The sequence below is a fragment of the Catenulispora pinistramenti genome (assembly GCF_018274385.1).
Lineage (GTDB): Bacteria > Actinomycetota > Actinomycetes > Streptomycetales > Catenulisporaceae > Catenulispora > Catenulispora pinistramenti.
In genome coordinates, this window is sequence record NZ_JAAFYZ010000076.1 from 17,422 (window position 1) to 41,167 (window position 23,746).

15 protein-coding genes are annotated in these 23,746 nt (G+C 70.1%); 11 read left to right on the forward strand and 4 right to left on the reverse strand.

From position 1 onward, the window contains the following. The first annotated feature begins 59 nt into the window (after positions 1 to 59). From KGQ19_RS22185 to KGQ19_RS22200, 4 genes are all read left to right on the forward strand, one after another. Positions 60 to 935, forward strand: a complete 876-nt coding sequence (locus tag KGQ19_RS22185) for an alpha/beta hydrolase (RefSeq protein WP_212011133.1) — start codon at positions 60 to 62, stop codon at positions 933 to 935. A 735-nt stretch (positions 936 to 1,670) separates the two neighbouring features. Then, positions 1,671 to 3,407: an ABC transporter ATP-binding protein gene (locus KGQ19_RS22190; RefSeq protein ID WP_212011134.1), complete on the forward strand. Its 1,737-nt coding sequence runs from the start codon at positions 1,671 to 1,673 to the stop codon at positions 3,405 to 3,407. After that, positions 3,404 to 5,419: an ABC transporter ATP-binding protein gene (locus KGQ19_RS22195; RefSeq protein WP_212011135.1), complete on the forward strand. Its 2,016-nt coding sequence runs from the start codon at positions 3,404 to 3,406 to the stop codon at positions 5,417 to 5,419. The genes KGQ19_RS22190 and KGQ19_RS22195 overlap by 4 nt, the downstream gene beginning before the upstream one ends. Next, positions 5,406 to 7,079 carry an ArnT family glycosyltransferase gene (locus tag KGQ19_RS22200; protein WP_212011136.1) on the forward strand — a complete coding sequence of 558 codons (1,674 nt, stop codon included), beginning with the start codon at positions 5,406 to 5,408 and terminating at the stop codon, positions 7,077 to 7,079. Before KGQ19_RS22195 ends, KGQ19_RS22200 begins: the two co-directional genes overlap by 14 nt. 54 nt (positions 7,080 to 7,133) lie before the next feature. Here the strand turns inward: KGQ19_RS22200 and KGQ19_RS22205 are convergent, their stop codons facing one another. Beyond that, positions 7,134 to 8,144, reverse strand: coding sequence for a ParB/RepB/Spo0J family partition protein (locus KGQ19_RS22205; RefSeq protein ID WP_212011137.1), 1,011 nt, complete (start codon positions 8,142 to 8,144; stop codon positions 7,134 to 7,136). A gap of 343 nt (positions 8,145 to 8,487) precedes the next feature. Next, complete coding sequence (locus tag KGQ19_RS22210; RefSeq protein ID WP_212011138.1) at positions 8,488 to 9,036, reverse strand: hypothetical protein; 549 nt, start codon at positions 9,034 to 9,036, stop codon at positions 8,488 to 8,490. Positions 9,037 to 9,390: 354 nt separating this feature from the next. Here KGQ19_RS22210 and KGQ19_RS22215 point away from each other — a divergent pair, with 354 nt between their 5' ends. The 3 genes from KGQ19_RS22215 to KGQ19_RS22225 are packed head-to-tail and all read left to right on the forward strand — an operon-like array spanning position 9,391 to position 12,280. Further along, positions 9,391 to 10,311: a hypothetical protein gene (locus tag KGQ19_RS22215; protein WP_212011139.1), complete on the forward strand. Its 921-nt coding sequence runs from the start codon at positions 9,391 to 9,393 to the stop codon at positions 10,309 to 10,311. Between the two features lie 53 nt (positions 10,312 to 10,364). Next, the gene (locus KGQ19_RS22220) at positions 10,365 to 11,582 is read left to right on the forward strand and encodes a sensor histidine kinase (protein ID WP_212011140.1); all 1,218 of its coding nucleotides are present in this window, start codon (positions 10,365 to 10,367) and stop codon (positions 11,580 to 11,582) included. Continuing rightward, positions 11,579 to 12,280: a response regulator transcription factor gene (locus KGQ19_RS22225; RefSeq protein ID WP_212011141.1), complete on the forward strand. Its 702-nt coding sequence runs from the start codon at positions 11,579 to 11,581 to the stop codon at positions 12,278 to 12,280. Before KGQ19_RS22220 ends, KGQ19_RS22225 begins: the two co-directional genes overlap by 4 nt. A 1,664-nt stretch (positions 12,281 to 13,944) precedes the next feature. Here the strand turns inward: KGQ19_RS22225 and KGQ19_RS22230 are convergent. Next, entirely contained in the window at positions 13,945 to 16,068 is a 2,124-nt protein-coding gene (locus KGQ19_RS22230; protein WP_212011142.1) for a S9 family peptidase, read from the reverse strand. A gap of 224 nt (positions 16,069 to 16,292) precedes the next feature. On the opposite strand from KGQ19_RS22230, the gene KGQ19_RS22235 reads away from it, so the two are divergent. Continuing rightward, a complete protein-coding gene (locus KGQ19_RS22235; protein WP_212011143.1) occupies positions 16,293 to 17,990 on the forward strand; it encodes an NAD(P)/FAD-dependent oxidoreductase in 1,698 nt (565 codons plus the stop codon). Between the two features lie 29 nt (positions 17,991 to 18,019). Further along, complete coding sequence (locus KGQ19_RS22240) at positions 18,020 to 19,537, forward strand: ATP-binding protein (RefSeq protein ID WP_212011144.1); 1,518 nt, start codon at positions 18,020 to 18,022, stop codon at positions 19,535 to 19,537. Between the two features lie 55 nt (positions 19,538 to 19,592). Here the strand turns inward: KGQ19_RS22240 and KGQ19_RS22245 are convergent, their stop codons facing one another. After that, a complete protein-coding gene (locus KGQ19_RS22245; RefSeq protein ID WP_212011145.1) occupies positions 19,593 to 20,129 on the reverse strand; it encodes a CGNR zinc finger domain-containing protein in 537 nt (178 codons plus the stop codon). 91 nt (positions 20,130 to 20,220) lie between these two features. Here KGQ19_RS22245 and KGQ19_RS22250 point away from each other — a divergent pair, with 91 nt between their 5' ends. Together KGQ19_RS22250 and KGQ19_RS22255 are read left to right on the forward strand one after the other, a co-directional pair. Then, on the forward strand, positions 20,221 to 21,570 hold the full coding sequence (locus KGQ19_RS22250; RefSeq protein WP_212011146.1) for an MFS transporter: 1,350 nt from the start codon (positions 20,221 to 20,223) through the stop codon (positions 21,568 to 21,570). A gap of 5 nt (positions 21,571 to 21,575) precedes the next feature. Beyond that, a complete protein-coding gene (locus KGQ19_RS22255) occupies positions 21,576 to 22,277 on the forward strand; it encodes an MOSC domain-containing protein (RefSeq protein WP_212011147.1) in 702 nt (233 codons plus the stop codon). The last annotated feature ends 1,469 nt before the right edge of the window (positions 22,278 to 23,746 follow it).

Genomic DNA, 23,746 nt, shown 5'->3' on the forward strand with positions numbered 1-23,746 from the left:
CACCTGCCGGCGGCGATAGGATCGCAGTCCCCTCCGGTCCCAGGTGAGGACACGATCGCATGAGCAGCCCCGGTATCGTCCATGAAGGCCTGACCTACGCCGAGATCCAAGGCTTCCGGCCGCTGCTGCTGGACCTCCACGTCCCGGCCACGGCCAGTCCCGAGAACCCGGTGCCGCTCGTGGTCTGGATGCACGGCGGGGCGTTCTGGGCGGGGGACCGGCGCCACCTGCCGTCGAACCTCGCCCCCAACGCGGTGTTCGACACCCTCGTCGCGGCCGGTATCGCCGCCGCCACCATCGACTACCGGCTCTCCGGCGAGGCACGGTTCCCGGCGCAGCTGGACGATGTCCGCACCGCTGTCAGATATCTGCGTTCCAACGCCGCGCGGTGGGGGATCGACGCGACGCGCGTCGGGGTCTGGGGCGAGTCGGCCGGCGGGACGCTCGGTGCGCTCGCCGCCCTCGCACCCGCTGACACCGCGAATGACGACGACGCCTCGGGGGCTTCCGACGGTTCTGGCGTCTCCAACGTCTCCAGCGTCTCCAGCGTCTCCGACGCCGACCCGCCGCTCGCCGCAGCCGCCCTCTGGTGCTCGCCCACGGATCTGGTGCCGCTGCGCCACTTCAGTGCCATAGCGGCTTTCCTCGGCGGCACCGGCGAGGAGTTCGAGGCGGTGGCCGCGCAGGCCAGCCCGACGACCCACGTCCGCCGCGACGCGCCGCCGTTCCTGATCATGCACGGCGACGCCGACCGCACCTGCCCGGTCCAGCAGGCCGAGGCTCTGCACGAGGCCCTGCTGGCGGCCGGCGCGCGCTCGGAACTCGCCTTGGTCGAAGGCGCCGACCACGTCTTCAAAGGGCACCCCGACGCCCAGCGGCTCGTCGAGCAGGTCGTGGCCTTCTTCTCCCGGGAACTCGCCCCGACCGTCCCGTAGGCGGTGCGGTAGAAGGTATCCAGAGGAACTGCTCGCGGCGATCAGGCGGCGCGCGGCGGCCGGCGAACCCCACGTCCCAGCTGACGTCCTGCGCTACAACACCGAACTCGCCGCCCAGGCGATCCCCGAATGGCAGGCGACCCTGGACGCCCTCCTGGGCCTTCCCGAGATCACCGCACTCGGTTCGGCGGGGAAGACGCTGCACGCGAATCCCGGCGGGCACCAAGTGACGCCGCTGTTCGAGGTGGACAGTTCACTGCGTTTCTTCCGCCGTCATCTGCGCCGGCGCTGACCTTCTCGATCAGGGATGACTCATGCCGCCGACGGGGGGGATGGTCGGCGGCATGAGTGACCGCAGCTGTGGGGCGCAATCACCGACCCCGCGTGCGATGACGTGCGATCGGGGGTGCGCATCGTCCGAGCGGGTCCGTCGGGATTTACTGACCCTGCGGCCGGAACGTCAGGCTACCAAGGCAATCTCTTACATTTCGGACGTTCAACTGATGCCTTCTTCGCAGTCGAACGCGTGCATTGATCTGGTATATGCGCAGGTGGGGATGGGATAGCAGGGCTCTGGCGGGCAATGGCAGTTGGACGTGGGGACGGATTCGGCGGGCGTCGCCGTACGATCGGGGCGTTTCGCGGGGGCGGGGCCGCTGAGCCCGCCTTCGCCGGCGGAGCGTGCTGCCGATGGCGTCGTGACCGCGACGCCCACGGAAGGGGAGAAGGCTCGCCATGGTCCTCGTCCGGTTGTTGCGCGGCTACCTGCGGCCGCACGCGCGCAGCCTGACGCTGATCGGCGTGCTGGTCGTGATCCAGACCGCGGGCAACCTCTACCTGCCGAGCCTGAACGCCGCCATCATCGACGACGGCGTGCTCGGTGGCGACAGCGGGTACATCTGGCGGGCCGGCGGTGCCATGCTCGTCGTCGCGCTGCTGCTCGGCATCGTCGCGGTGCTGTCCGTCCGGCTCGCCACGCAGGTCGCGAGCGCGGTCGGCGCGGCGCTGCGGGACGGCGTGCACCGGCGGGTGCTGGGCTGGTCCGAGCAGGACCTGAGCCGCTTCGGCATCCCCTCGCTGGTCATCCGGAACGTCAACGACGTCCAGCAGGTGCAGCTGTTCCTTCAGGCGGCTCTCAATCTGCTGCTGTTGTCGGTGGTCACCGCGCTCGGCGCGCTGGTGATGGCGATCCGCTCCGGACCGCGGCTGTCGCTGCTGGTCTGGGCCACGGTCCTGGCGATGGCGGCGATCGTCGCGGTGATGCTGCTGGCCGTCGTCCCGCTGTTCCGGGTGGTGCAGGGCAAGATCGACCGGCTCAACCGGGTGGTCCGGGAACAGATCACCGGGGCCCGGGTGATCCGCGCCTTCGGGCGGCAAAGCGCCGAGGACGCGCGCTACCGCGAGGTCAACGACGACATGACCGGCACCGCGCTGCGGGCCAACCGGATCTTCGCCGCGCTGCTGCCCGCCGTCCTGGGCCTGGTCAACCTGACCAGTGTCGGTCTGATCTGGTTCGGCGGGCGCCTGGTCGGGGCCGGCGAGATGTCGATCGGCGACCTGACGGCCTTCCAGATCTACATCCTGCAGGTGCTGCTGTACGTCGCCATCGGGGTCAGTGTCATCATCTTGCTGCCCCGGGCGGTGGCCGGCGCCGAGCGGATCACCGAGGTGGTCCAGGCCGGCACCGGTATCGCCGATCCGCCGCGGCCGGTCGCGCCCGAGGCCGGCACCGGGACCGTGGAGTTCCGGGACGTCAGCTTCGGCTACCCCGGCAGCCGGCATCCGGTGCTCGCCGGCCTGTCGTTCACCGTGCGGCCGGGCCGGACCACGGCGGTCGTCGGCGGCACGGGAAGCGGTAAGACCACGGTGCTCCAGCTGGCTCTGCGGTTCTGCGCGGCGACCGGCGGCACCGTGGCCGTCAACGGTGTGGACGTGCAGGAGCAGGCGGCCGAACGGCTGTGGGCCCGGATCGGCCCGGTGCCGCAGACCGCCTTCCTGTTCGCCGGCACGGTCGCGGAGAACCTGCGGATCGCCCGGCCGGAGGCGTCCGAAGCAGAGCTCTGGCATGCCCTGGACGTCGCCCAGGCGCTCGACTTCGTCTCCGCCATGCCCGGCGGGCTGGACACCCCGCTCGACTCCGGCGGGCGCAACGTCTCCGGGGGCCAGCGCCAGCGGTTGGCCATCGCCCGCGCGGTGCTGCGCCGGCCCGACCTGTACGTGTTCGACGACTGCTTCTCCGCCCTCGACCCGGCCACCGAGGCCCGGCTGCGCGCGGCCCTGCGCGCCGAGACCGCGAACGCCGCGGTGCTGATCGCGGCCCAGCGCGCGGGCACCATCATGGACGCCGACGAGATCATCGTGCTCGAACACGGGACGGTCGCCGGGCGGGGCACGCACGCCGAACTGATCGAGGACTGCGTTCCCTATCAGGGGATCGTGGCCGCCCAACTCGGCGCCGGGGCGACCGCGTGAGCGCCCCGGCGGTCGGCGTGGCCGATGCGGATGCGGACGCTCAAGGCGACCTGCGGCGCGCGGGCGGGCAGAGCGGCGCGGGCGACCCGGGCCGCGCGGGCGGCGCGGCCGGCCCGGGGATCCGGACCGCACTGCTGGCCGGGGAACGGTTCCGGCTGTCCCTGGTCGTCCTGTTCGGGGTCGCGTCGGTCCTGTGCCTGATCGCCGGGCCGATCGCGCTCGGCGCCGCCTCCGACATCCTGTTCACCGGTCTGGTCGGGTCCCAGCAGCCCGCGGGGCTGAGCAAGGCGCAGGCGGTCGCCGAGCTGCGCGCGCAAGGGCACCAGCGCCTGGCCGAGATGGTCTCGGCGATGAACGTGGTGCCGGGGGTCGGCGTCGACTACCACCGGCTGGGCCGGGTGCTGCTGCTGGCCGCCGCGATCTTCGCGCTCGGGGCGGTGTTCGGCTGGGCGCAGAACCATCTGATGGCCGGCATCGCCATGCGCGTCGTGCACCGGCTGCGCGCGGCGGTGGCGGGCAAGCTGCACCGGCTGCCGCTGCGCTACTTCGACACCCACCCGCACGGCGAGATCCTGAGCCGGGTCAGCAACGACGTCGACAACCTCAGCACGGCCCTGCTGGAGGGTCCGAGCCCGCTGCTCACCTCGGTGCTCACCGTGCTCGGTCTGCTGGTCGTGATGTTCTGGCTTTCTCCGCCGCTGGCCCTGGCCTGCCTGGTGAGCATCCCGATGGTCATCGCGCTGCTGCTGGTCCTGGCCCGCCGCTCGGCGAAGTGGTTCGCCAGGCAGTGGAAGCTGACCGGGTCGCTCAACGCCATGGTCGAGGAGGGGTACACCGGACACGGGCTGGTCCTGGCGTTCGGCCGCCGGGCCGCACGGATCGCCGAGTTCGGGCGGCGCAACGACGAGGTGCGCGAGGCGGGTTTCCGCGGACAGTACCTGTCCGGGCTGACGGTGCCGGCCGTGCTGCTCGTCGGCAACCTCAACTACGTGGCCATCGCGGTGCTGGGCGGCTACCAGGTGAGCACCGGCGCGATCTCGCTGGGCGCGGTGCAGGCGTTCATCCAGTTCTCCCGGCGGTTCACGGTGCCGGTCGGCCAGATCGCCGGGCAGTTCACCATCATGCAGTCCGGGCAGGCCTCGGCGGCGCGGGTCTTCGAGCTGCTCGCGGCGCCCGAGGAGGCGGCGGTGGGACCGGCGGACGGACAGCCGGCGGCGGGCCCGTCGGCCGTGGACGCCGACGGCGGGCACCGGGTGGAACTGCGCCACGTGTCCTTCCGCTACCAGCCGGACCGGCCGCTGATCGAGGACCTGAGCCTGGTCGCCGAGCCCGGCCAGACCGTCGCGATCGTCGGTCCCACCGGGGCCGGCAAGACCACCATCGTCAATCTCCTGATGAGGTTCTATGAGATCGACGGCGGCTCCATCCTGCTGGACGGGGTGGACTATCGGGAACTGTCCCGGGAACGGGTGCGCCGGCGGTTCGGCATGGTGCTCCAGGACACCTGGCTGTTCGCCGGGACGATCTGGGAGAACATCGCCTACGGCCGGGCCGGCGCCACCGATGAGGAGATCCTCGCCGCGGCCCGGGCGGCCCATGTGGAGGAGTTCGTCGGCGCGCTTCCCGATGGCTACCGGACCCGGCTGGACGACGAGGCCTCGGTGATCTCCACCGGCCAGCGGCAGCTGCTCACCATCGCCCGGGCCTTCCTGGCCGATCCGGGCGTGCTCATCCTCGACGAGGCCACCAGCAGCGTCGACGTCCGCACCGAGGCGATGATCCGGGACGCGATGGACGGGCTGCGGCACGGCCGCACCGGATTCGTGATCGCGCACCGGCTCTCCACGGTGCGCGACGCGGACCTCATCGTCGTCATCGACGCCGGAAGGGTTGTCGAGCAGGGCACCCACACCGGGCTCCTCGCCCGGCGCGGGGCCTACCACCACCTGTACACCAGCCAGTCGGACCCGGACAGCGGTCCTGTGCGAGAGGTGTTCGATGTCGAAGTCTGATTCCCTGTCGGCGGTGACCCGGCCGGAGCCCGGACCGTCCGATCCCGGGCCGTTGGAAACCGGGTCGTCCCCGTCCCCGTCCCCGTCTCCGTCCGCGGCGGTGGCGGTGGCGACGGCGGCGCCCGCCGCGCCGGAACCACCCCCGGCGCCGGCGGCGGCCGAGCCCGTCGTCATCCACCCGTTCGACAAGCGGGTCTTCGGGGTCGCCCTGGCCGTCCTGGCCCTGATGATCGCGTTGGCCAGCCGCTACGGCTATTTCGTCGACGAGCTGTACTTCTTCGACTGCCTGCGCCACCTGTCGGCCAGCTATGTCGACCAGCCCGGGCTCGCCCCCCTGCTCATGCGGTTCTCGGTGGCGGTGTTCGGGACGTCGGCCACCGCGATCCGGATCCTGCCCGCGCTCGCCGCCGCGGCCACCGTCGTGATCGGCGCTCTGACCGCGCGCGAGTTCGGCGGCACCCGGCGGGCTCAGTTCGTCGCCGCCATAGGCGTGGCCACCATGCCCGAACTGCTCTCCAGCGCGCACGTCGCCAACACCACCTCCTACGACCTGCTGGCCTGGTCGGCCTTCGCCTTCGTGGCGCTGAAGGCCGAGCGCACCGGACAGCCGCGTTGGTGGCTGCTCGGCGGCGTGGTCCTCGGGCTCGGGCTCAGCGACAGCCGGCTCATCGTCTCCTTCGCCATCGTGTTGGTGATCGGCCTGTGGATCAGCGGCGGCCGTCGGCTGGTGACCAACCGCTGGGCCCTGGGCGGCGCCCTGATCGCGGCGCTGTGCGCGGTGCCCGACCTGTGGTGGCAGACCCAGCACAACTGGGCCGGCTACACGTTCACCCACTCGCTGAACCAGCAGAACGGCGGGCCCGGCAACATCCCGACCTGGTTCGTGGGCCAGCTCTTCCTGGTCAGCCTCGCCCTGGTGGGGGTGTGGATCAGCGGTCTGCGGCACCTGTGGCGCAGCCGCAACCCCATGTGGAAGGCGCTGTTCTGGTCCTACGCCATCCTGTTCGTGCTGTTCGCGGTCACCAGCGGGGGACGGATCTACTACCTGGCCGGTGCCTACATCTACCTGCTGGCCGCCGGCGCCGTGGCGATCGATGCCCGGTGGTCCTCGCGCCGCCGGCGCGTGCTGTACACCGTGGGCGGCACGCTGACCACGGCGCTCATGCTCATCATCGGCCTGCCGCTGTTGAGCGTGAACAGCATCGGCTGGACGTACGGCGTCAACCGCAACCTCGGCGACACCGTCGGCTGGCCGCAGCTGGTGAACTCGGTCGACGCGGCCTGGCGCTCGCTGCCGGCCGACCAGCGGGCCTCCACCGTCATCTACACCCAGAACGACGGCGAGGCCGGCGCCGTGAACCAACTGGGCGCCGGCACGGGCCTGCCGACCGCGGTGAGCGCCCAGAACACCGACTGGTTCTGGGGGCCGGGGAACCCGAACGCGACCACCGTGCTGGCCGTGGTCCCGGGGCCGGTCGGCGGGAGCGAGGCCGGATTCAAGGCCGCGCTCCAGGCGGATTTCGGCGACGTGCGCGAGGTCGGCACCATCAGCAACCCGTACGGCATCCACAACAAGGAGTACGGCGGCAAGATCTACGTGTGCACCCGGCCGCGTGAGTCGTGGGGCAAGCTCTGGCCCTCGCTCCTGCACTACGCGTAGCGGACAGCTGGCAGGCCCGCCCGGTGGGAACCGGGCGGGCCTGCAGTCGTTCTCTTAACCCAATTCGGCTTGCAGTTCCTGGACCTCGGTCTGCAGTTCCTTGGCGAAGTCCAGCCACATCTGCGCCACCTGCCGGGCCAGTTCCATGATCTGCGGCGTGCAGTGCGGCGGTACCACATTTATCAGATTGTTGAGATCGCTGGCACCTGAAGTGCAGGACCGCAACAGGATCAGCAGTTTGCGGCCCGCGTCGTGCTGACGCAGTGACGGGTCGCGGGACAGTTTGGTCAGCAGCAACGCCGCGTCGCTCACCGCCATCGCCGGCTCGGCCGGGACCGCGGGCTCGGCGACCTGCGTCACCTGCTGCCGGGCCGCCGGTGAGGCGCAGGCCACCTCGGAGACCGTGGACTGGCCGCCGGGCACCGGTTCGAGCCCGGCCTTCAGCCGCTTGCGGACGTCGCTCACCGTCGCCGGGGAGACCCCCGCCATCCGGGCCAGCTCCCGCAGCGAGGCGTGTGGCTGCTTGTCGATGAGCTCGGCGGCGCGCAGCCGGCCCGCGGCGCTGTTCAGGGGGCGCACCCGGCCGTCCCGCCCGATGCGGGCCTGGATCACCGGACCCGGGCCCTCGGTGCGCTCGCGCAGGGTGGCCACGGTCTTGGCGCCCAGCCCGGCGATCTGGGCGATGGCGCGGTCGGACAGGTGGGGGTGGGAACCGATGATCCGCTTGGCGGCCGCGCGCCGGTCGGCCTGCGACAGCGGGTAACCGTGGGTGACATTGGCCTGTACCGCATAAAGGAACGCGTCGTCGCTGGGCCCTTCGAAGAACTCGACTTCGATCGTCTCGCGGCCGCGCAGACACGCCGCCATCAAGCGGTGGGTGCCGTCGATCACCCGCATCGTCCGGTGATCCACCAGAATGGGGGGCAGTGGATTGTCGATCTCGGCGAGCCGGGCGATGTGTTCCTTGCTCAACCCGGCCAACCGTGGGGTGTCACCGGGGACGAGCGAGGCGGTGGGGACGGTCAGAGTACGGGCGCGACCGGCGGCCGCGATGAACTCCGCCATCGTGAATCGGGCGGTGTGATCGGGGGTGGGATGTGGACGATTGACCGTTTCAGGGTATGGCAAAGTCATTAGATTCCCCGTAGCTCGGAATCCCCGAACGGGATTTCAAGTAACGCAAATTGCAGGCGGATGCCTCAATTTCTTGCTTCTTCTTGTTATGTACGTCATGCCAGCCGTCGTCCGGACTGTCACAGCGTGCCACGTGCGGTCGCGTATTGTCGACGTCTGACTTAGTACTACCGAGGTCCGGCTGTCCGGCCGGTGCGCGGATCTTGCGAGGTATGGGCCCGTACCGGCCGGATGTTTGCCGGTGGGGGATCTGGGCAACGCTCGCGGACATCCGTCAGGGGTCTACATCGGATCCCACCAATCTGGGTTCTGACACCGGCTTCGGCAGTGCGGCGGCGCGCGCCACCACACCCAGACAACACGTGACGATCATGGCGCCGGCCATGAACACCAGGGCGTCGGTGACGGTGCCGGTCGCGACCCGGTGGGTCGTGCGCCATTGCGCGTACTGCAGGGGGAACAGGTGGACACAGCCGTAGGAGAACCAGGCCCGCGCGCCGAACACCGTGAACCAGACCAGGGCGTACGGCCAGCCGGCGTGGCTGGCCGGCCCACCGGTCCGTTCGCTGTGGAACACGTGGACCAGGCCCAGGGCGGCCAGGCCGCCGACCAGACCCGCCGCGACCCCGGCGAGTTCCACGGTGACCCCCATGCCCTGCGTGGCGATCGAGCGGACGTACAGCAGCACGATGCCGACCGCCACGACGAGCGGGGGGATCGGGCGCAGCATGGTGATCGGCCGTTCCGGCCCGAGCTCGCCGCCGAGCGTGCAGAGCAGGACCGCGCAGTCGACCAGCTGTGCCTGGGTGAGTTGGGTGAGCAAAAGGTGGCTCCTTCGGCGGTGCGGCGGAAAGGCCGGTGGCAGGTGCCTTTCCGCTGCCTCCACCTTCGCCGCCCGCCGCCCGCGCCGAATCGCGGCACGGGTCGCATTCCGGCATGATTTCCGCCGGCCGGGCTCGCCCGGGACTCATACCGCGGTACTAGGAGCCGGACCGCGGGGGTGCGTACCCAGGGCCCATGACACCACCCGGGGCCACCCGTCCCATCTCATACCGGGATGCGACCCCTGAGCCGAGGCGCCGCCGCCGGCCCGCGACCAGGATTGTCAGGGTCGGTATCCCCCGTCGGTGTTCCACTCAGGCCCGTGCGCGACGCCGGCGATCGGAGGAAGTAAGCCGTGTCCGTGACCTCAGTCGTCCTCACCCTGGGCATCATCGCCTACGTCATCGTCAGACAGGTGTGCGGCGAGTTTCTACACATCAAACGCACCGTGGTGCTGCCGGCGGTGCTCACCGTCGCGGGCTTCGTCCAACTGCACCTGAACCACGGCCACGTGGCGGCCGCCGACATCACCTGTCTGCTGTTCAGCGCCGCGGGCTCGGCGCTGATCGGCTGCGGCTTCGGCGCGCTCATGCAGATCGAATCCCGCGGCGGCTACCTGTGGGCCCGGCTGCGACCGGTCGGTCTGTGGCTGTGGGTGCTGATGGTCGCCTGGCGGTTGCTCATGACCGGGGTCGCGGGCGCGATGCACGCGCACATCGCCGCCTCCACCTCCACGATGCTGCTCACGCTGGGCATCAACCGGCTCGCGCAGGCGGCGGTCATCGTACCGCGGGCCATGTCCAAGGGGATCCCGTTCGCCCCCGACAACGGTTCGGGCGGCCTGCTCGGCGGCGGGCTACTCGGCGGCGGGGGCCAGGGCGGCCGCTCCGGCGGTCTGCTCCAGGGGTTGCTCGGCGGCGGTGACGCTCCCCGCCGCGATGACGGGTACCGCGACCGCTACGGGGCGGACCAGTACTCCCGCGACCAGTATGCGCGCGACCAACAGTTCGCCCGCGACCAGGCCGCACGGGACCAGTTCGCTCGCGACCAGCAGTACGCCCGGGACCAGCAATACGCGCGGGATCGTTACGAGCAGGACCGCTACGAGCAGGACCGCTACGAGCAGGACCGCTACGACCGGGGCCGGGACTCCCTGCTCGACCGGGGCCGGGACTCCCTGCTCGACCGGGGCCGGGACTCCCTGCTCGACCGCGGCGGGGATTCCCTGCTCGGCCGGGGCCGCGGTCGCCGGCCCGACCGGCGCGGTCGTCGGTGACCCTGCGCATTGCTGTTCGCACCTACCGAACGCAGTCCCGTCATACTGGGCCCATGCTGCGCGTCGCCGCCTGGTTCTCCCGCTTGGCGGGACTAGTCCCGATCGGCCTGCTCACCTTCCTGGTGAAGAAGCCGACCGAGCCGGGCGGCGCCGGCACCCAGGCCGTGGTCTACGTCGTGGCGTGCCTGGGCCTGCTGGCCCTGCTGGTGATCGACGTCTGGCCCGGCGGCCTGCCGGACCGGGCCGCGCGGGTGCTGCTGCCCGGCTGCCACGGTGTGGTGATCGTGGCCGGCTGCGTCGGCGCCTCCGCCGGCGGGACCGGCGACGTCCTGATCTCGTTCTCGGTCGGTTCGCTGATGGCCGCCGGCAGCGAGCTGGGCCTGATCGTCGTGCTCTGGCTCGCCGCGCTCGGCCTGCTCGCGGTCGAAGGCGGGGCGGTGGTGTTCGGCCAGGGCGTCGGCACCCTGGTCGGCTTCCCGCTGCTGCTCGTGGTCGGCACGCTGGTCGGCCGGAACCGGGCCGCCTACCGGATCCAGGCCGAACAGGCCGCCGCGCTGCTGGCCCGGCACGAGCAGCTGCGGGCCGAGGAGCGCTGGGCCGACATCCTCGGCGAGCGGGCGCGGATCGCCCGGGAGATCCACGACGTACTCGCGCACTCCCTGGGCGCGCTGAGCATCCAGATCCAGACCGCCCGGGCCCTGTTCACCGAGCTCGACGAGCCCGAACGCGCGCTGGACGTACTGGCCACCGCCCAGCGCATGGTCTCCGACGGGCTCACCGAGACCCGGCGCGCGGTGCTCGCGCTGCGCACCGACAGCCTGCCGCTGCACGAGGAACTGGCCCGGGTCGCCGCCGAACACGGCGACGTGTACAGCGTGTCCGTCCGCTGCGTCATCGAGGGCACCCCGCACCCGGTGCCGGCCGACGCCACCATCGCCCTGCTGCGCACCGCCAGCGAGTGCCTGATGAACGCGGCGAAGCACGCCTCCGGCCGGGCCGTCGACATCACCTTGGCCTACGTCCCGGACGGGGTGCGGCTGTCGGTCGTCACCGAGCTGGCGGACGGCTCCCGCGCCGCCGCGGACGAGCCCGCCGGCTCCGGCACCGGCGTGCCGCAGACCATCAACGGCGGCTACGGACTCACCGGCATACAGGAGCGGCTGCGCCTGCTGCGCGGTACCCTCGACGCTGGCGTCCGGGGCCGAGAGTGGGTCGTCGCCGCCGAACTGCCCCTCGTCCCATGTCCGACCCCGGAGAGAGCCGATCGATGACCGCGACACCAGGCCGTCGCCTGCGCATCATCATCGCCGACGACCAGGCCAGCGTGCGCCAAGGTCTGGAGCTGCTGCTCGGCGCGCTGCCCGACTTCGACGTCGTGGCCGCCGCCGCGGACGGCCGGCAGGCCGTCGACCAGGTCGCCGAGCACCACCCGGACGCCATCCTGCTGGACCTGCACATGCCGGTGATGGACGGCGTCGAGGCGACCAGGATCCTGACCGCCGAGTACCCCGAGGTCGCGATCGTCGTGCTCACCACCTACTTCGACGACGCCTCGGTCCTGGACGCACTGCGCGGCGGCGCCCGCAGCTACCTGACGAAGGACGCCGACCGCAAGGACATCGCCCACGCCCTGCGCGCGGCCGCCGACGGGCTGGCCGTGTTCGACCCGCGCGTGCACGCCGCGCTGCTGAGCGCCGCGGCGGCGCCCACACCGCGCGCCACCGCCGCTCCGGCCGGCCGGGTCCGCGCCGAGGACGGCACCACCCCGGACGGCCTGACCCAGCGCGAGGCGGAGGTCCTGCGGCTGATCGCGCGCGGCCTGACCAACATGGAGATCGCCGACCGGCTCTTCCTCAGCCCGCACACGGTGAAGTCGCACATCAACCGGATCTTCCTCAAGACCGGCTCGCGGGACCGCACCGCCGCCATGATCTACGCCCGGCGCCACGGCCTGGACCGCGACGTCTAGTGCTGTATCAGGCAACGTTTGCGCGGGAGTTTTCGCGGGGTGGTTCGCGGCGTGCCGGTCGGCGGGCGGGATCTGTTGGCGGGTGGAGTTTGCTGGGGGCTTGAGTTTGCTGGGGGCTGGAGTTTGTGGGCCGGGTTGCGGTTGGTGTTTGGGTTGAAAGGCGATTTTTACGGCCTTCGGTCATAGTTGTACCGGTTCGGGGTTCGGGGCGGCGTGTTTGTTTGTCGGCTGCCGGTTTCCGCGTTCACAACCCCGCCCCACCTCAGGCCTCTTCAACTCCAGCAAGTCAGAGCAAGAGCAAGAGCAAGAGCACAGGCAAGATCAAGAGCTGAAGGTCAAGGTCAAGGGCTGTGATGAAGGGCCGGGCCTCCGGCGGGCCTCGGCAACCTCAGGGAAACTAGCGCGGTTCCCTCGGGTGGCCGATCTAGTCTCAGCGGCTGCGGTTTGTGAGGTGGCTACGGTCCGTTCCCCTCGGTCGCGTCGTCAGCCCGGGGGGTACAGCACCGGTGTCCGGGGGTAAAGTCCGCGCGCTTGCGGTCATGCGTGTGAGCTGCGGTTTTGTGCAGCGCGAACTTGACCCCCGGCCACCGGCACTGTAGGCGAAGCCCTGCCGACGCGACCGAGGGGAACGAACCGAAAACCAGCCGGAGAAATACAAAACGCCGGGAACGAGGACACCGGTTGGTTGATACGGCTGCCGGTGAGGGTGTGGCGGCGGGCCGGTGGTTAGTTGGTCGAGAGCATGCCCGGGTGCGGTGCAGTGCAGTTAACAGGCCCAAGTGCAGTGCTGAACAGCCATGCCTGCGTTGAGAGTCGAAGGCCCGGACCGGAGGCAGTCCGGCGACTATCGCAGCCGCTCTCTGACGATCTTTCTCGGCAACCTGCTATACCGGCGGTGGTATCGATTGTTTGTTGCCGCCGGGCCGATCCGGCGCCCGCCAACCCGGAACGCGCACCTCGGATACCGGCGCGCTGGCCAGACCGGGACCGGTGGCCGAACTCGCCGGGCCGCCGGTACCGCACCCCCTGTTTTGTATTTCTCCGGCTGGTTTTCGGTTCGTTCCCCTCGGTCGCGTCGGCAGGGCTTCGCCTACAGCGCCGGTGGCCGGGGGTCAAGTTCGCGCTGTGCGAAACCGCAGCTCAGGCACCCAACCGCCGCGCGCGGACTTTACCCCCGGACACCGGTGCTGTACCCCCCGGGCTGACGACGCGACCGTGGGGAACGGACCGCACCACCTCACCGGCCGCAGCCGCTGAGACTGACCCGGCCACCCGAGGGAACCGCGCTAGTTTCCCTGAGGTTGCCGAGGCCCGCCGGAGGCCCGGCTCTTCATCACAGTTCTTGATCTTGCTCTTGCTCTTGACTGTGCTCGTGCTCTGACTTGCTGGAGTTGAAGAGGCCTGAGGTGAGGCGGGGTTGTGAACGCGCGAACCGGCAGCCGACAAACACACCCACCACCCCGAACCCCGAACCGGCACAACTATGACCGAAGGCCGTAAAAAGCTTCTAAAACCCACACGCCAACCGCACCCGGCCTCGCAAACTCCCGCCCCCAAAAGAACTCCCACAGCGCCGCTCGGCAACGGATCCCGCCCGGCAACGGATCCCGACCGGCAACGGATCCCCGCCGGCAACGGATCCCGACCGCCGCCGACAGCTCGCCCTACTCGACAGCAGAAACCTTGTCGATCACCCAAGCGAGCGTGAAAGCCTCCTCCTGCCAAGCCGTGTAGCGCCCCGACCGGCCGCCATGCCCGGCGTCCATCTCGGTCTTGAGTAGGAAGTCCTGCTCGCCGCCGGCCTCGGCTCGCAGCCGGGCGATCCACTTGGCCGGCTCGTGGAAGCCGACGCGGGTGTCGTTGAGGCTGGTGAGGGCCAGGATCGCCGGGTATTGGACGTTCGCGACGTTCTCGTAGGGGCTGTAGCCCTTCATGTAGCCGTAGATCTCGGGGTCCTCGACCGGGTTGCCCCACTCCTCCCACTCCATGACGGTCAGCGGCAGGTCGGGGTCGAGGATCGTGTTGAGCGCGTCGACGAAGGGGACCCCGGCGACGATCGCGCGGAAGTCGTCCGGTGCGATGTTTGCCACGGCGCCCATCAGCAGGCCGCCGGCGCTCGCGCCGCGTGCGGCGAGCCGGTCCGGGGCGGTCCAGTGGTCGGCGACCAGTTGGCGGGCGCAGGCGACGAAGTCGGTGAAGGTGTTGCGCTTGTTGAGGAACTTGCCGTCTTCGTACCAGTGCCGGCCCATCTCGCCGCCGCCGCGGATGTGGGCGATGGCGAAGACGAAGCCGCGGTCGAGCAGGCTCAGTCGTGCGATGGAGAAGGACGGGTCGATGGAGATCTCGTAGGCGCCGTATCCGTACAGGACACAGGGATTCGAGCCGTCGGCGACGACGCCCTTCTTGTGGACGAGTGTCACCGGGACGCGCGCGCCGTCCTGCGCGGTCGCCCAGACCCGCTCCTGTTCGTAGTCGGCGGGGTCGTAGCCGCCGAGCACGGGCTGCTGCTTCAACAGGGTCAGCTCGCCGGTCGTGACGTCGTAGTCGTAGACGCTGGAGGGCGTGACCATGGAGGTGTAGCCCAGGCGGTAGCGGGTGCTGTCGTAGTCAGGGTTCTGGCTCCCGCTGACGGTGCGGATCCGCTCCGGGAACTCGATCGGCTCGCCGTGGGCGGCCGGAGTTCCGCTGTCCGCGTCGATGCCGTGCACGGCCAGCCCGGTGAGCCCGTCGCGCCGGTAGCCGACGACGAGGTGGCCGGCGAAGACGTCGACGGCGTCCAGCCGGGTGCCCTGCCGGTGCGGGACGAGCGGGGTCCACGCTGTGTGGTCGCCGAGGGCGGAGACCGGCGCGGTGGCGAGTTCGAAGTCGGTCTTGCCGTCGGCGTTGTGCAGGACCAGGAGCAGGTCCCGGGACGGATCGCCGGGATGGCTCCAGTGGTCCACCGAGTACTCGACGCCGTCCCGGCGCGGTGCGGCGATCTGGAACGTCCCGGTCGGATCGTCGGAGTCCAGCAGCCGGACCTCGCTGGTGACCTGCGAGGAACAGGTGATCTCGATGAACCGCTCGCTGCGCAGCAGGCTGACGTCGACGAAGAACCGGTCGTCGTCCTCCTGGAAGACGACCTCGTCCTGCTCGGTGGGCGTCCCGAGCGCGTGCCGGTGCACGCGGTAGGGCCGCCAGGCGTCGTTGATCGTGGTGTAGAACAGCGTCGAACCGTCGCGGGACCAGGCGGTCGAGTAGTAGGTGTTGGCGACCTCGTCGGCGAGGTCTTCCCCGGTCGCCAGGTCGCGCACCTTGAGCGTGAACCGCTCGTCGCCGACGACGTCGAGGGCGTAGGCCAGGAGCTTGCCGTCGGGGGAGACCTCGAACGTGCCGAGGGCGAAGAACTCGTGCCCCTCGGCGAGCGCGTTGCCGTCCAGCAGCACGTGCTCGCCGGGCAGCGCGGAGCCGTCCTGGGGCAGTGCGGGCGGCGTCGGGCCGTCGGCGGCGACCCGGCAGGAGATCGAGTACTGGAGCCCTTCGACGCTGCGGGAGTAGTACCACCAGTCGCCCTTGCGGGTGGGGACGGACAGGTCCGTCTCCTTGGTCCGGGCCTTGATCTCCTGGAAGACCGTCTCGCGCAGATCGGCGAGCCCGGCCGTCGTGGCCTCGGTGAAGGCGTTCTCATCCTTGAGGTACGCCAGGACCTCGTCGTCCTCCCTGTCGATCAGCCAGGCATAGGGATCGTTGACGACGTCACCGTGGCGGGAACGCTCATGGTCACGGCGGGCTGCTACCGGCGGCTTCATGGGAGAAGTCTAGGTGGGGGTGAACTGCTATTCGGGGAAGGGCGGGTGCGGACCCGGTGAGGGACCGGTGTGGGACTGCACCCGGCCCGCACCCGGCCCCCACCCGCAACCGCCCCGAACGGCCGCCCCGCCTGGCGTCATCTGGCGCTAGGCTTTATGTTCTGCGCTGAGGGCGCCCTCATGAGCGTGGGGGGATCGGCGAGGAAAGAGGTGCGGGGAGCGTTATGAGCGAGGCCGCCTCCGCACCCCGCGTCGTCATCCTGACGGTCGACGACGACCCGGGCGTCTCCCGTGCCATCGCCCGGGACCTGCGTCGCCGGTACGGCGGCGACTACCGGATCGTCCGTGCCGAGTCCGGTGCCGCCGGGCTTGAGGCGTTGCAGGAGCTCAAACTGCGCGGTGACCTGGTGTCGCTGCTGATCGCCGACCATCGGATGCCGGAGATGAACGGCGTCGAGTTCCTGGAACGCGCCATCGACATCTACCCGGCCGCGCGCAGCATCCTGTTGACGGCCTACGCGGACACCGAAGCGGCCATCGACGCGATCAACATCGTGGACCTGGACCACTATCTGCTCAAGCCGTGGGACCCGCCGGAAGTGAAGCTGTATCCGGTGGTCGACAGCCTGCTCGAGGGCTGGCTGGCGGAGGACCACCGCGCGGTGTTGGAGACCCGCGTCGTCGGCCATCGCTGGTCCGCGCGTTCGACCGAGGTGCGCGAGTTCCTGGCCCGCAATCAGGTCCCTTACCGCTGGTACGCGTCCGACGAGCCGGAGGGCCGACGGCTGCTGCTGGCCGCCGGGCAGGATCCGGACGCGGCCGGCACCGGCGAGGCGCGGCTGCCGCTGGTGATCGCCCCGGACGGCGGCATCCTGCTGGAGCCGGACGATCAGGAGCTCGCGGACCACGTCGGTCTGCGGACGACGCCGGCCGGCGAGTTCTATGACCTCATCGTCGTCGGCGGCGGTCCCGCCGGCCTCAGCGCCTCGGTGTACGGGGCGTCCGAGGGGTTGCGGACGGTCCTCGTGGAACGGCTGGCGACCGGCGGGCAGGCCGGTCAGAGCTCTCGGATCGAGAACTACCTCGGCTTCCCCAACGGCGTCTCAGGCGCCCAGCTGACCGGCCGGGCCCGCCGTCAGGCCGCCAAGTTCGGTGCCGAGATCCTGACCGCGCGCGAGGTCGCCGGACTGGAGATGTGCGGCTCCTCGCGGCTGGTGCGGTTCGCGGACGGCACGGCCATCGGCGCGCACACGGTCATCCTGGCGATGGGCGTCGAGTACCGGCGGCTGGAAGCGCCGGGCATCGACGAGCTCACCGGCAAGGGGGTGTCCTACGGCTCGTCGTTGTCCGAGGCGATGAACTGCGAGGGCCGGCACGTCTTCATCGTCGGCGGCGCGAACTCGGCCGGGCAGGCCGCGGTGTACCTGTCGCGCTTCGCCAAGTCGGTGACGCTGGTCGTCCGGGCCGAATCGCTGGCGGCTTCGATGTCGTACTACCTGATCCAGCAGATCGAGCAGATCCCGACGATCGTCGTCCGGTCCCGGACCGAGGTCGTCCAGGCACACGGCGAGGAGCACCTGGAGCGGCTGACGCTCCGGGACTCGGACGCCGGCACCACCGAGGACGTCGACGCGCAGTGGCTGTTCGTGTTCATCGGGGCCGCTCCGACCACCGACTGGCTCGACGGCGTCGTGGAGCGTGACTCGCGCGGGTTCGTGCTCACCGGCCCGGACCTCGTCCCCGGTGGCGCGACGATCAAGGGCTGGGCGCTGGATCGCATCCCCTATCTGCTGGAGACGAACGTGCCGGGGGTGTTCGCGATCGGCGACGTCCGCTCCGAATCCACCAAGCGCGTCGCCTCGGCGGTGGGGGAGGGCGCGATGGCGGTCATGCTCGTGCACCGGTACGTGGAGAAGCTGTGACCCCCGCGGAGCCGGTACGCGGAGAGGCTGTGACCGCCGCGGAGCCGGTCCACGGCGAACCGCGGGTGTGCAGCGTGGATGAACTGCGCAGCCTGTTCCTGTTCGAGAAGCTGACCGGGGAACAACTGAACTGGCTGTGCGAGCACGGCACCGTCGAGGCCTACGAGCCCGGCCGGGTGTACAGCGAAGGCGAAGACGCGCAGTGGTTCTACGTCCTGCTGGAGGGGACGGTCGTGCTGTCGCGCCGGGTCGGGGCCGACGACGTCGAAGTGACGCGGACCTCCCAGCGCGGCGTCTACAGCGGTGCGTTCCAGGCCTATCTCGGCGACCGTGTGCAACAGATCTACCGGAACTCGTTGTCGGTGACGGTTCCCTCGCGGTTCTTCGTGGTGTCCGCCGAACTGTTCTCCACGATGATGCACGAGTGGTTCCCCATGGCGGTGCACCTGCTGGAGGGCTTGTTCTTCGGCACCCAGATCCAGCAGCAGATCGTCGGCGGCCGGGAGCGGCTGCTCGCGCTCGGTGCTCTGTCAGCCGGACTGACCCACGAGCTGAACAACCCGGCGGGCGCCGCCCTGCGCGCCGCTTCCACGCTGCGCGAGACAGTGGCCGGCGTCCGGTCCGACCTGGCCGCACTCGCCGCGCACGGGGACCGGGCACCGAGCCTGGACACACTGGTCTCGCTGCTGAACCGCGCCACCGAGCTCGCCGCGCAAGAAAAGGCCTCCGCGCTCGGCCCCCTGGAGATCTCCGACCGCGAAGACGCGATGTCCGACTGGCTCGAAGACCGGGGCGTCGAGAACGGCTGGCAGCTCGCCCCCACGTTCGTGCAGGGTGGTCTTGAGGCCGACGACCTGGAGCAGATCACCGGCAGCGTGGATGACAGTGTTCTGCCGGCGGTCTTGTCCTGGCTGGCCCGAACCCTGGAGACCGAGGGGCTGACGGCCGAGATCGAGGAAGCCACACACCGGGTCTCGGACCTAGTCGGGGCCGCGAAACAGTACTCGCAGCTGGACCGCGCCTCCCAGCAGGAAGTCGACGTCCACGACCTGCTGGACAGCACCGTGACGATGCTCTCGGGCAAGATCCCCAACAACGTGCGCATCGTGAAGCACTATGGCACGGACCTGCCCCGGATCCCCGCCTACCCCGCAGAGCTGAACCAGGTGTGGACCAACCTCATCGACAACGCCGTAGCGGCGATGGCCGACGGGGGAATGGCTGACGGGGCAAACGGCGGAACACTGACGATCAGCACCGGCCTGGACCGCGACCACCTGGTCGTCGACTTCCAGGACACCGGCCCCGGCGTCCCCGACGAGATCAAGGACCGGATCTTCGAGCCCTTCTTCACCACCAAGCCCGTCGGCAAGGGCACCGGCCTCGGCCTGGACATCTCCTGGCGCATCGTCGTCAGCAGACATCACGGCGACCTGAGCGTCGAGTCGAAGCCGGGGGAGACCCGGTTCCGGGTCCGGCTGCCGGTGCGGTGGGATGGCGAGGGTGAGGGTGAGGCGGGGCCGACCCCCGCGCCTGACGTCGCCTGACGCCGCCTGACGAACTACTGTCCGGGCACGGCGCCGGAGCGTAGATGTTCTCTCGCTACCTCTCCCGCTGTTTGCTGTAGTGCCGTGCCACGCGGGCCCGATTTCCGCAGCTCGTGCTGCACCATTCCCGCCGCGGATGATCCTTCACGAAGTACTGGACGCAGCCCGGCGCGTGGCACGCGCGCACGTCCTGGCGCTGATCGCCGCCGATCAACAGGACGGCGCCGCGGGCGACCGTTCCTCGGGCCTGATCCAGCGGGTCGGCGGCGGACAGTTCGATCACACCCCAGCCGCCGTCGGAGTCTGCCAACAGCGGTGCCCGTGCGGCGCGCGCCGAGGCGTCGTTGACGACGTCCACGGCGCCGGTCGGCAACGGCTCGCCTTCGGCCGTGGCGTGCAGCAGAGCGCGGATAGCGTCACGGAGTCCGATGAACGCCGGCAGGTCTGATTCCCCCGCGTCCGCCGGCAGCGAGTGCTCGCGCAGCCAGGTGGACAGGGCGTGGGGAGTCTCTAGGCCTTCGCGTTCCCTGCCTCGGACGGCATACCGGGTGTTCGCGAACTCGATGGCGAGCGGGCCGGCGGCTTCCTTCATTTTCTAACGATAGCAGTCGCTTGCATCCATTAGATTGTGCCGTCATTATCTAACTGTTGCCAGCCACTACAACCGTTAGAAAGTGGGGGACATGACGTCCACCGTCACCGCGGTGCCGGCCGCCGAGGAGCGCCGGGGCCCCGACGGGGCTTCCCGGCCCGCGTCGTTGTGGGGCAACCGGGACTTCCTGAAGTTCTGGTCCGGCGAGACGCTGTCCCTGTTCGGGACCCAGGTCACGACCCTGGCCATCCCGCTGACCGCCGTCCTGGTCTTCAAGGCGACACCGGCCCAGGTCGGTCTGCTCCGCTTCCTGCAACTGGTCCCGTACCTCGGGCTGGCGATGGTGTTCGGCGTGTGGGTGGACCGGGGGCGCCGCAAGCCGGTGATGATGCTGGCGAACGGTGCCCGCATGGTGTTGATCGCGTCCATCCCGGTGCTGTCGGCCACCCACCGCCTGACGCTCGGGCTGCTGCTCGGCATCGCCTGCGCGGTCGGCGTCTTCTCGGTGCTGTTCGATGTGAGCTGGATGGCGTTCGTGCCGACGCTGGTGAAGGAACCGGAGCACTACGTCGAGGCTAACCAGAAACTCGGTGTCACCTCCTCCAGCGCGGACGTGGCGGGCCCGGGGGTGGCCGGGGCCGTCATCAGCGCCCTGAGCGCGCCGACCGCGTTGGCCCTCGACGGCGTCTCCTACCTGATCTCGCTGCTCACGCTGCTGTGGATCCGCACCCCGGAGCCGCGTCCGGCCGCACCCGCGCAGCAGGCCGAGCGGCACCTGACCGCCGAGTTGCGCCAGGGACTGCGCTTCGTCTTCGGCGACCGGATCCTGCGGCCGCTGGCCCTGATCGCGCCGTTCTGCAACTTCTCGATGGTCGGCGTCTGGACGATGTTCCTGCTCTACGCGACGCGCGGGGCGGGGCTGAGCCCGGCACAGGTCGGGATCGTGTTCGCGGCCTCGTCGGTCGGCGGCCTGATCGGCGCGGCGCTCTCGCGCCGGCTGATCGCACGCTTCCGGCTCGGCGCGCTGTACGCGGTGTCGATGATCGCGGTGTTCGTCGCTCCGCTGCTCATCCCGCTGGCGTCCGGCCCGCGCCCGGTGCTGCTGACGGCGTTCATCGCCTCGTTCTTCCTGGCGTACCTCGGCCTGGGCGTCGCCAACGTCGTCGTGATCAGCCTGCGGCAGGCGTCCACCCCGCAGCCGCTGATGGGCCGGATGAACGCGGCGTTCCGCACGGTGCTGTTCGGCGGCGGGGCACTGGGCGGCCTGGCCGGCGGCCTCATCGCCGGGGCGATGGGCCCGCGGGCGGGTCTGGCGGCCGTCGCGACCGGCTCGGCACTGATGGTCCTGCCGGTGCTGCTCTCACCGGTGACCCGCTTGCCGGCCATGCCGGGCATGCCAGCCATGCCAGCCATGCCGGCCGACCCCGAGGGCCGGGAGTGACCGGCATGTATGTCAAAGAACTGTGGCGCTATCCGGTGAAGTCGATGCGCGGGGAGCGCCTGTCATCGGCGGAGGTGACGCCGGACGGTATCGCCGGCGACCGGCTGCTGCACGTACGGGACCGCCGCGGCGTCCTCACCGGCCGAACCCGCCACAACCTGCTCGGCATGTCGGCGACCACACATCAGAACGGCGAAATCCTCGTCGACGGCGAGCCGTGGGCGGGCGACCAGAGCGCCGCAGCCGTCCGCGCGGCCGCCGGCCCCGACGCCGAACTGGTCCGCTACACCGGCCCCGAGCGCTTCGACGTCCTCAACCTGATGGTCGCCACCGACGGCGCGATCGCCGCACTCGGCCACGACGGCCGCCGCCTGCGCCCGAACATCGTCATCGGCGGCGTCCCGGGCCTGGCCGAGCGGACCTGGCCGGGCCTGACCCTGCGGATCGGCGACGTGCTGATCGGAATGCTCAAGCTACGCGCCCGCTGCATAGTCACCACCATCGACCCGGATACCGGCGAGCAGAACCTGGACGTGCTGCGCACCATCCTGCGAGGCCACGACGGCCGCTTCGCGCTGGACTCGTGGGCAGCGGCCCCGGGAGTGATCCGGGTCGGGGACGATGTGGAGCTGATCGAGCCGCCCGAGGGCATCGACCCGCCTGCCGCCGGCGGATGGATCGTCGGCGCCCCCTACACGGTGCCGTGAACCGGGTGGACGGATACCGGAGATCTCCAGGTAGCTTTCGGCCTAGTGCTGTATCAGGCAACGTTTGCCCGGGAGTTCGCGCTTTGCTCGGGAGTTCGCGATGTGGTTCGTGATGTGCCGGTCGGCGGGCGGGATCCGTTGGCGGGTGGAGTCTGCTGGGGCTGGAGTTTGGGGGCCGGGTTGCGGTTAGGCTGTGGTTGTAAAGCTTTTTACGGCCTTCGGTCATAGTTGTGCCGGTTCGGGGTTCGGGGCGGTGGGTCTGTATCTCGGCCGCCGGTTCGCGCGTTCACAACCCCGCCGCACCTCAGGCCTCTTCAACTCCGGCAAGTCAGGGCAAGGACACAGGCAAGATCAACAGCACAGGCAAGATCAAGAGCTGAAGGTCAAGGTCAAGGTCAAGAGCTGTGGTGAAGGGCCGGGCCTCCGGCGGGCCTCGGCAACCTCAGGGAAACTTGCGCGGTTCCCTAGGGTGGCTGGGTGAGTCTCAGCGGCTGTGGTTTGTGGGGTGGTGCGGTCCGTTCCCCTCGGTCGCGTCGTCAGCCCGGGGGGTACAGCACCGGTGTCCGGGGGTAAAGTCCGCGCGCGGCGGTCGAGCATTTGACCTGCGGTTTCGTATGGCGCGAACTTGACCCCCGGCCACCGGCACTGTAGGCGAAGCCCTGCCGACGCGACCGAGGGGAACGAACCGAAAACCAGCCGGAAGAATGGCAATCGCAGGGACCGACAACGCGGGTCGGCGATGCGGCTGCCGGTGAGGGCGTGGCGGCGGGTCGGTGGTCAGTTGGTCGAGAACATACCCGGGTGCGGTGCGGGACACTGCGCCCACAACAGCCAACCGCCAGTTGCTGATATCCCGGCAGGCCTTGCTGCCCGCAGCATCGGCGTTGGCGGTCAGGTCAATCCGCTATCCGGCGGTGGCCATCTTGATAGTCGGGTCGATCCGGCGCCCGCCAACCAGGGATGTGCACACCGGCACTGGCGCGTTGGCCAGTACCTGGACCGGCGGCCGTATTTGCCGAGCCTCCGGTACCCGCACCCCCTGTTTTGTATTTCTCCGGCTGGTTTTCGGTTCGTTCCCCTCGGTCGCGTCGGCAGGGCTTCGCCTACAGTGCCGGTGGCCGGGGGTCAAGTTCGCGCCGAACAAAACCGCAGCTCACACGCATGACCGCAAGCGCGCGGACTTTACCCCCGGACACCGGTGCTGTACCCCCCGGGCTGACGACGCGACCGTGGGGAACGGACCGCACCACCTCACAAACCGCCGCCGCTGAGACTGACCCAGCCACCTGAGGGAACCGCGCTAGTTTCCCTGAGGTTGCCGAGGCCCGCCGGAGGCCCGGCTCTTCATCACAGTGGTCTGGCGCGTTGCAGCGCCGTCGTGTCGGCGCGAAAATGTGTCTGGCAGGTGCTGTTCGCGTGTAGGTCGGCATTGCTTGGCTTGTCAGCCCGCATCACAGTCTGGCACCGGG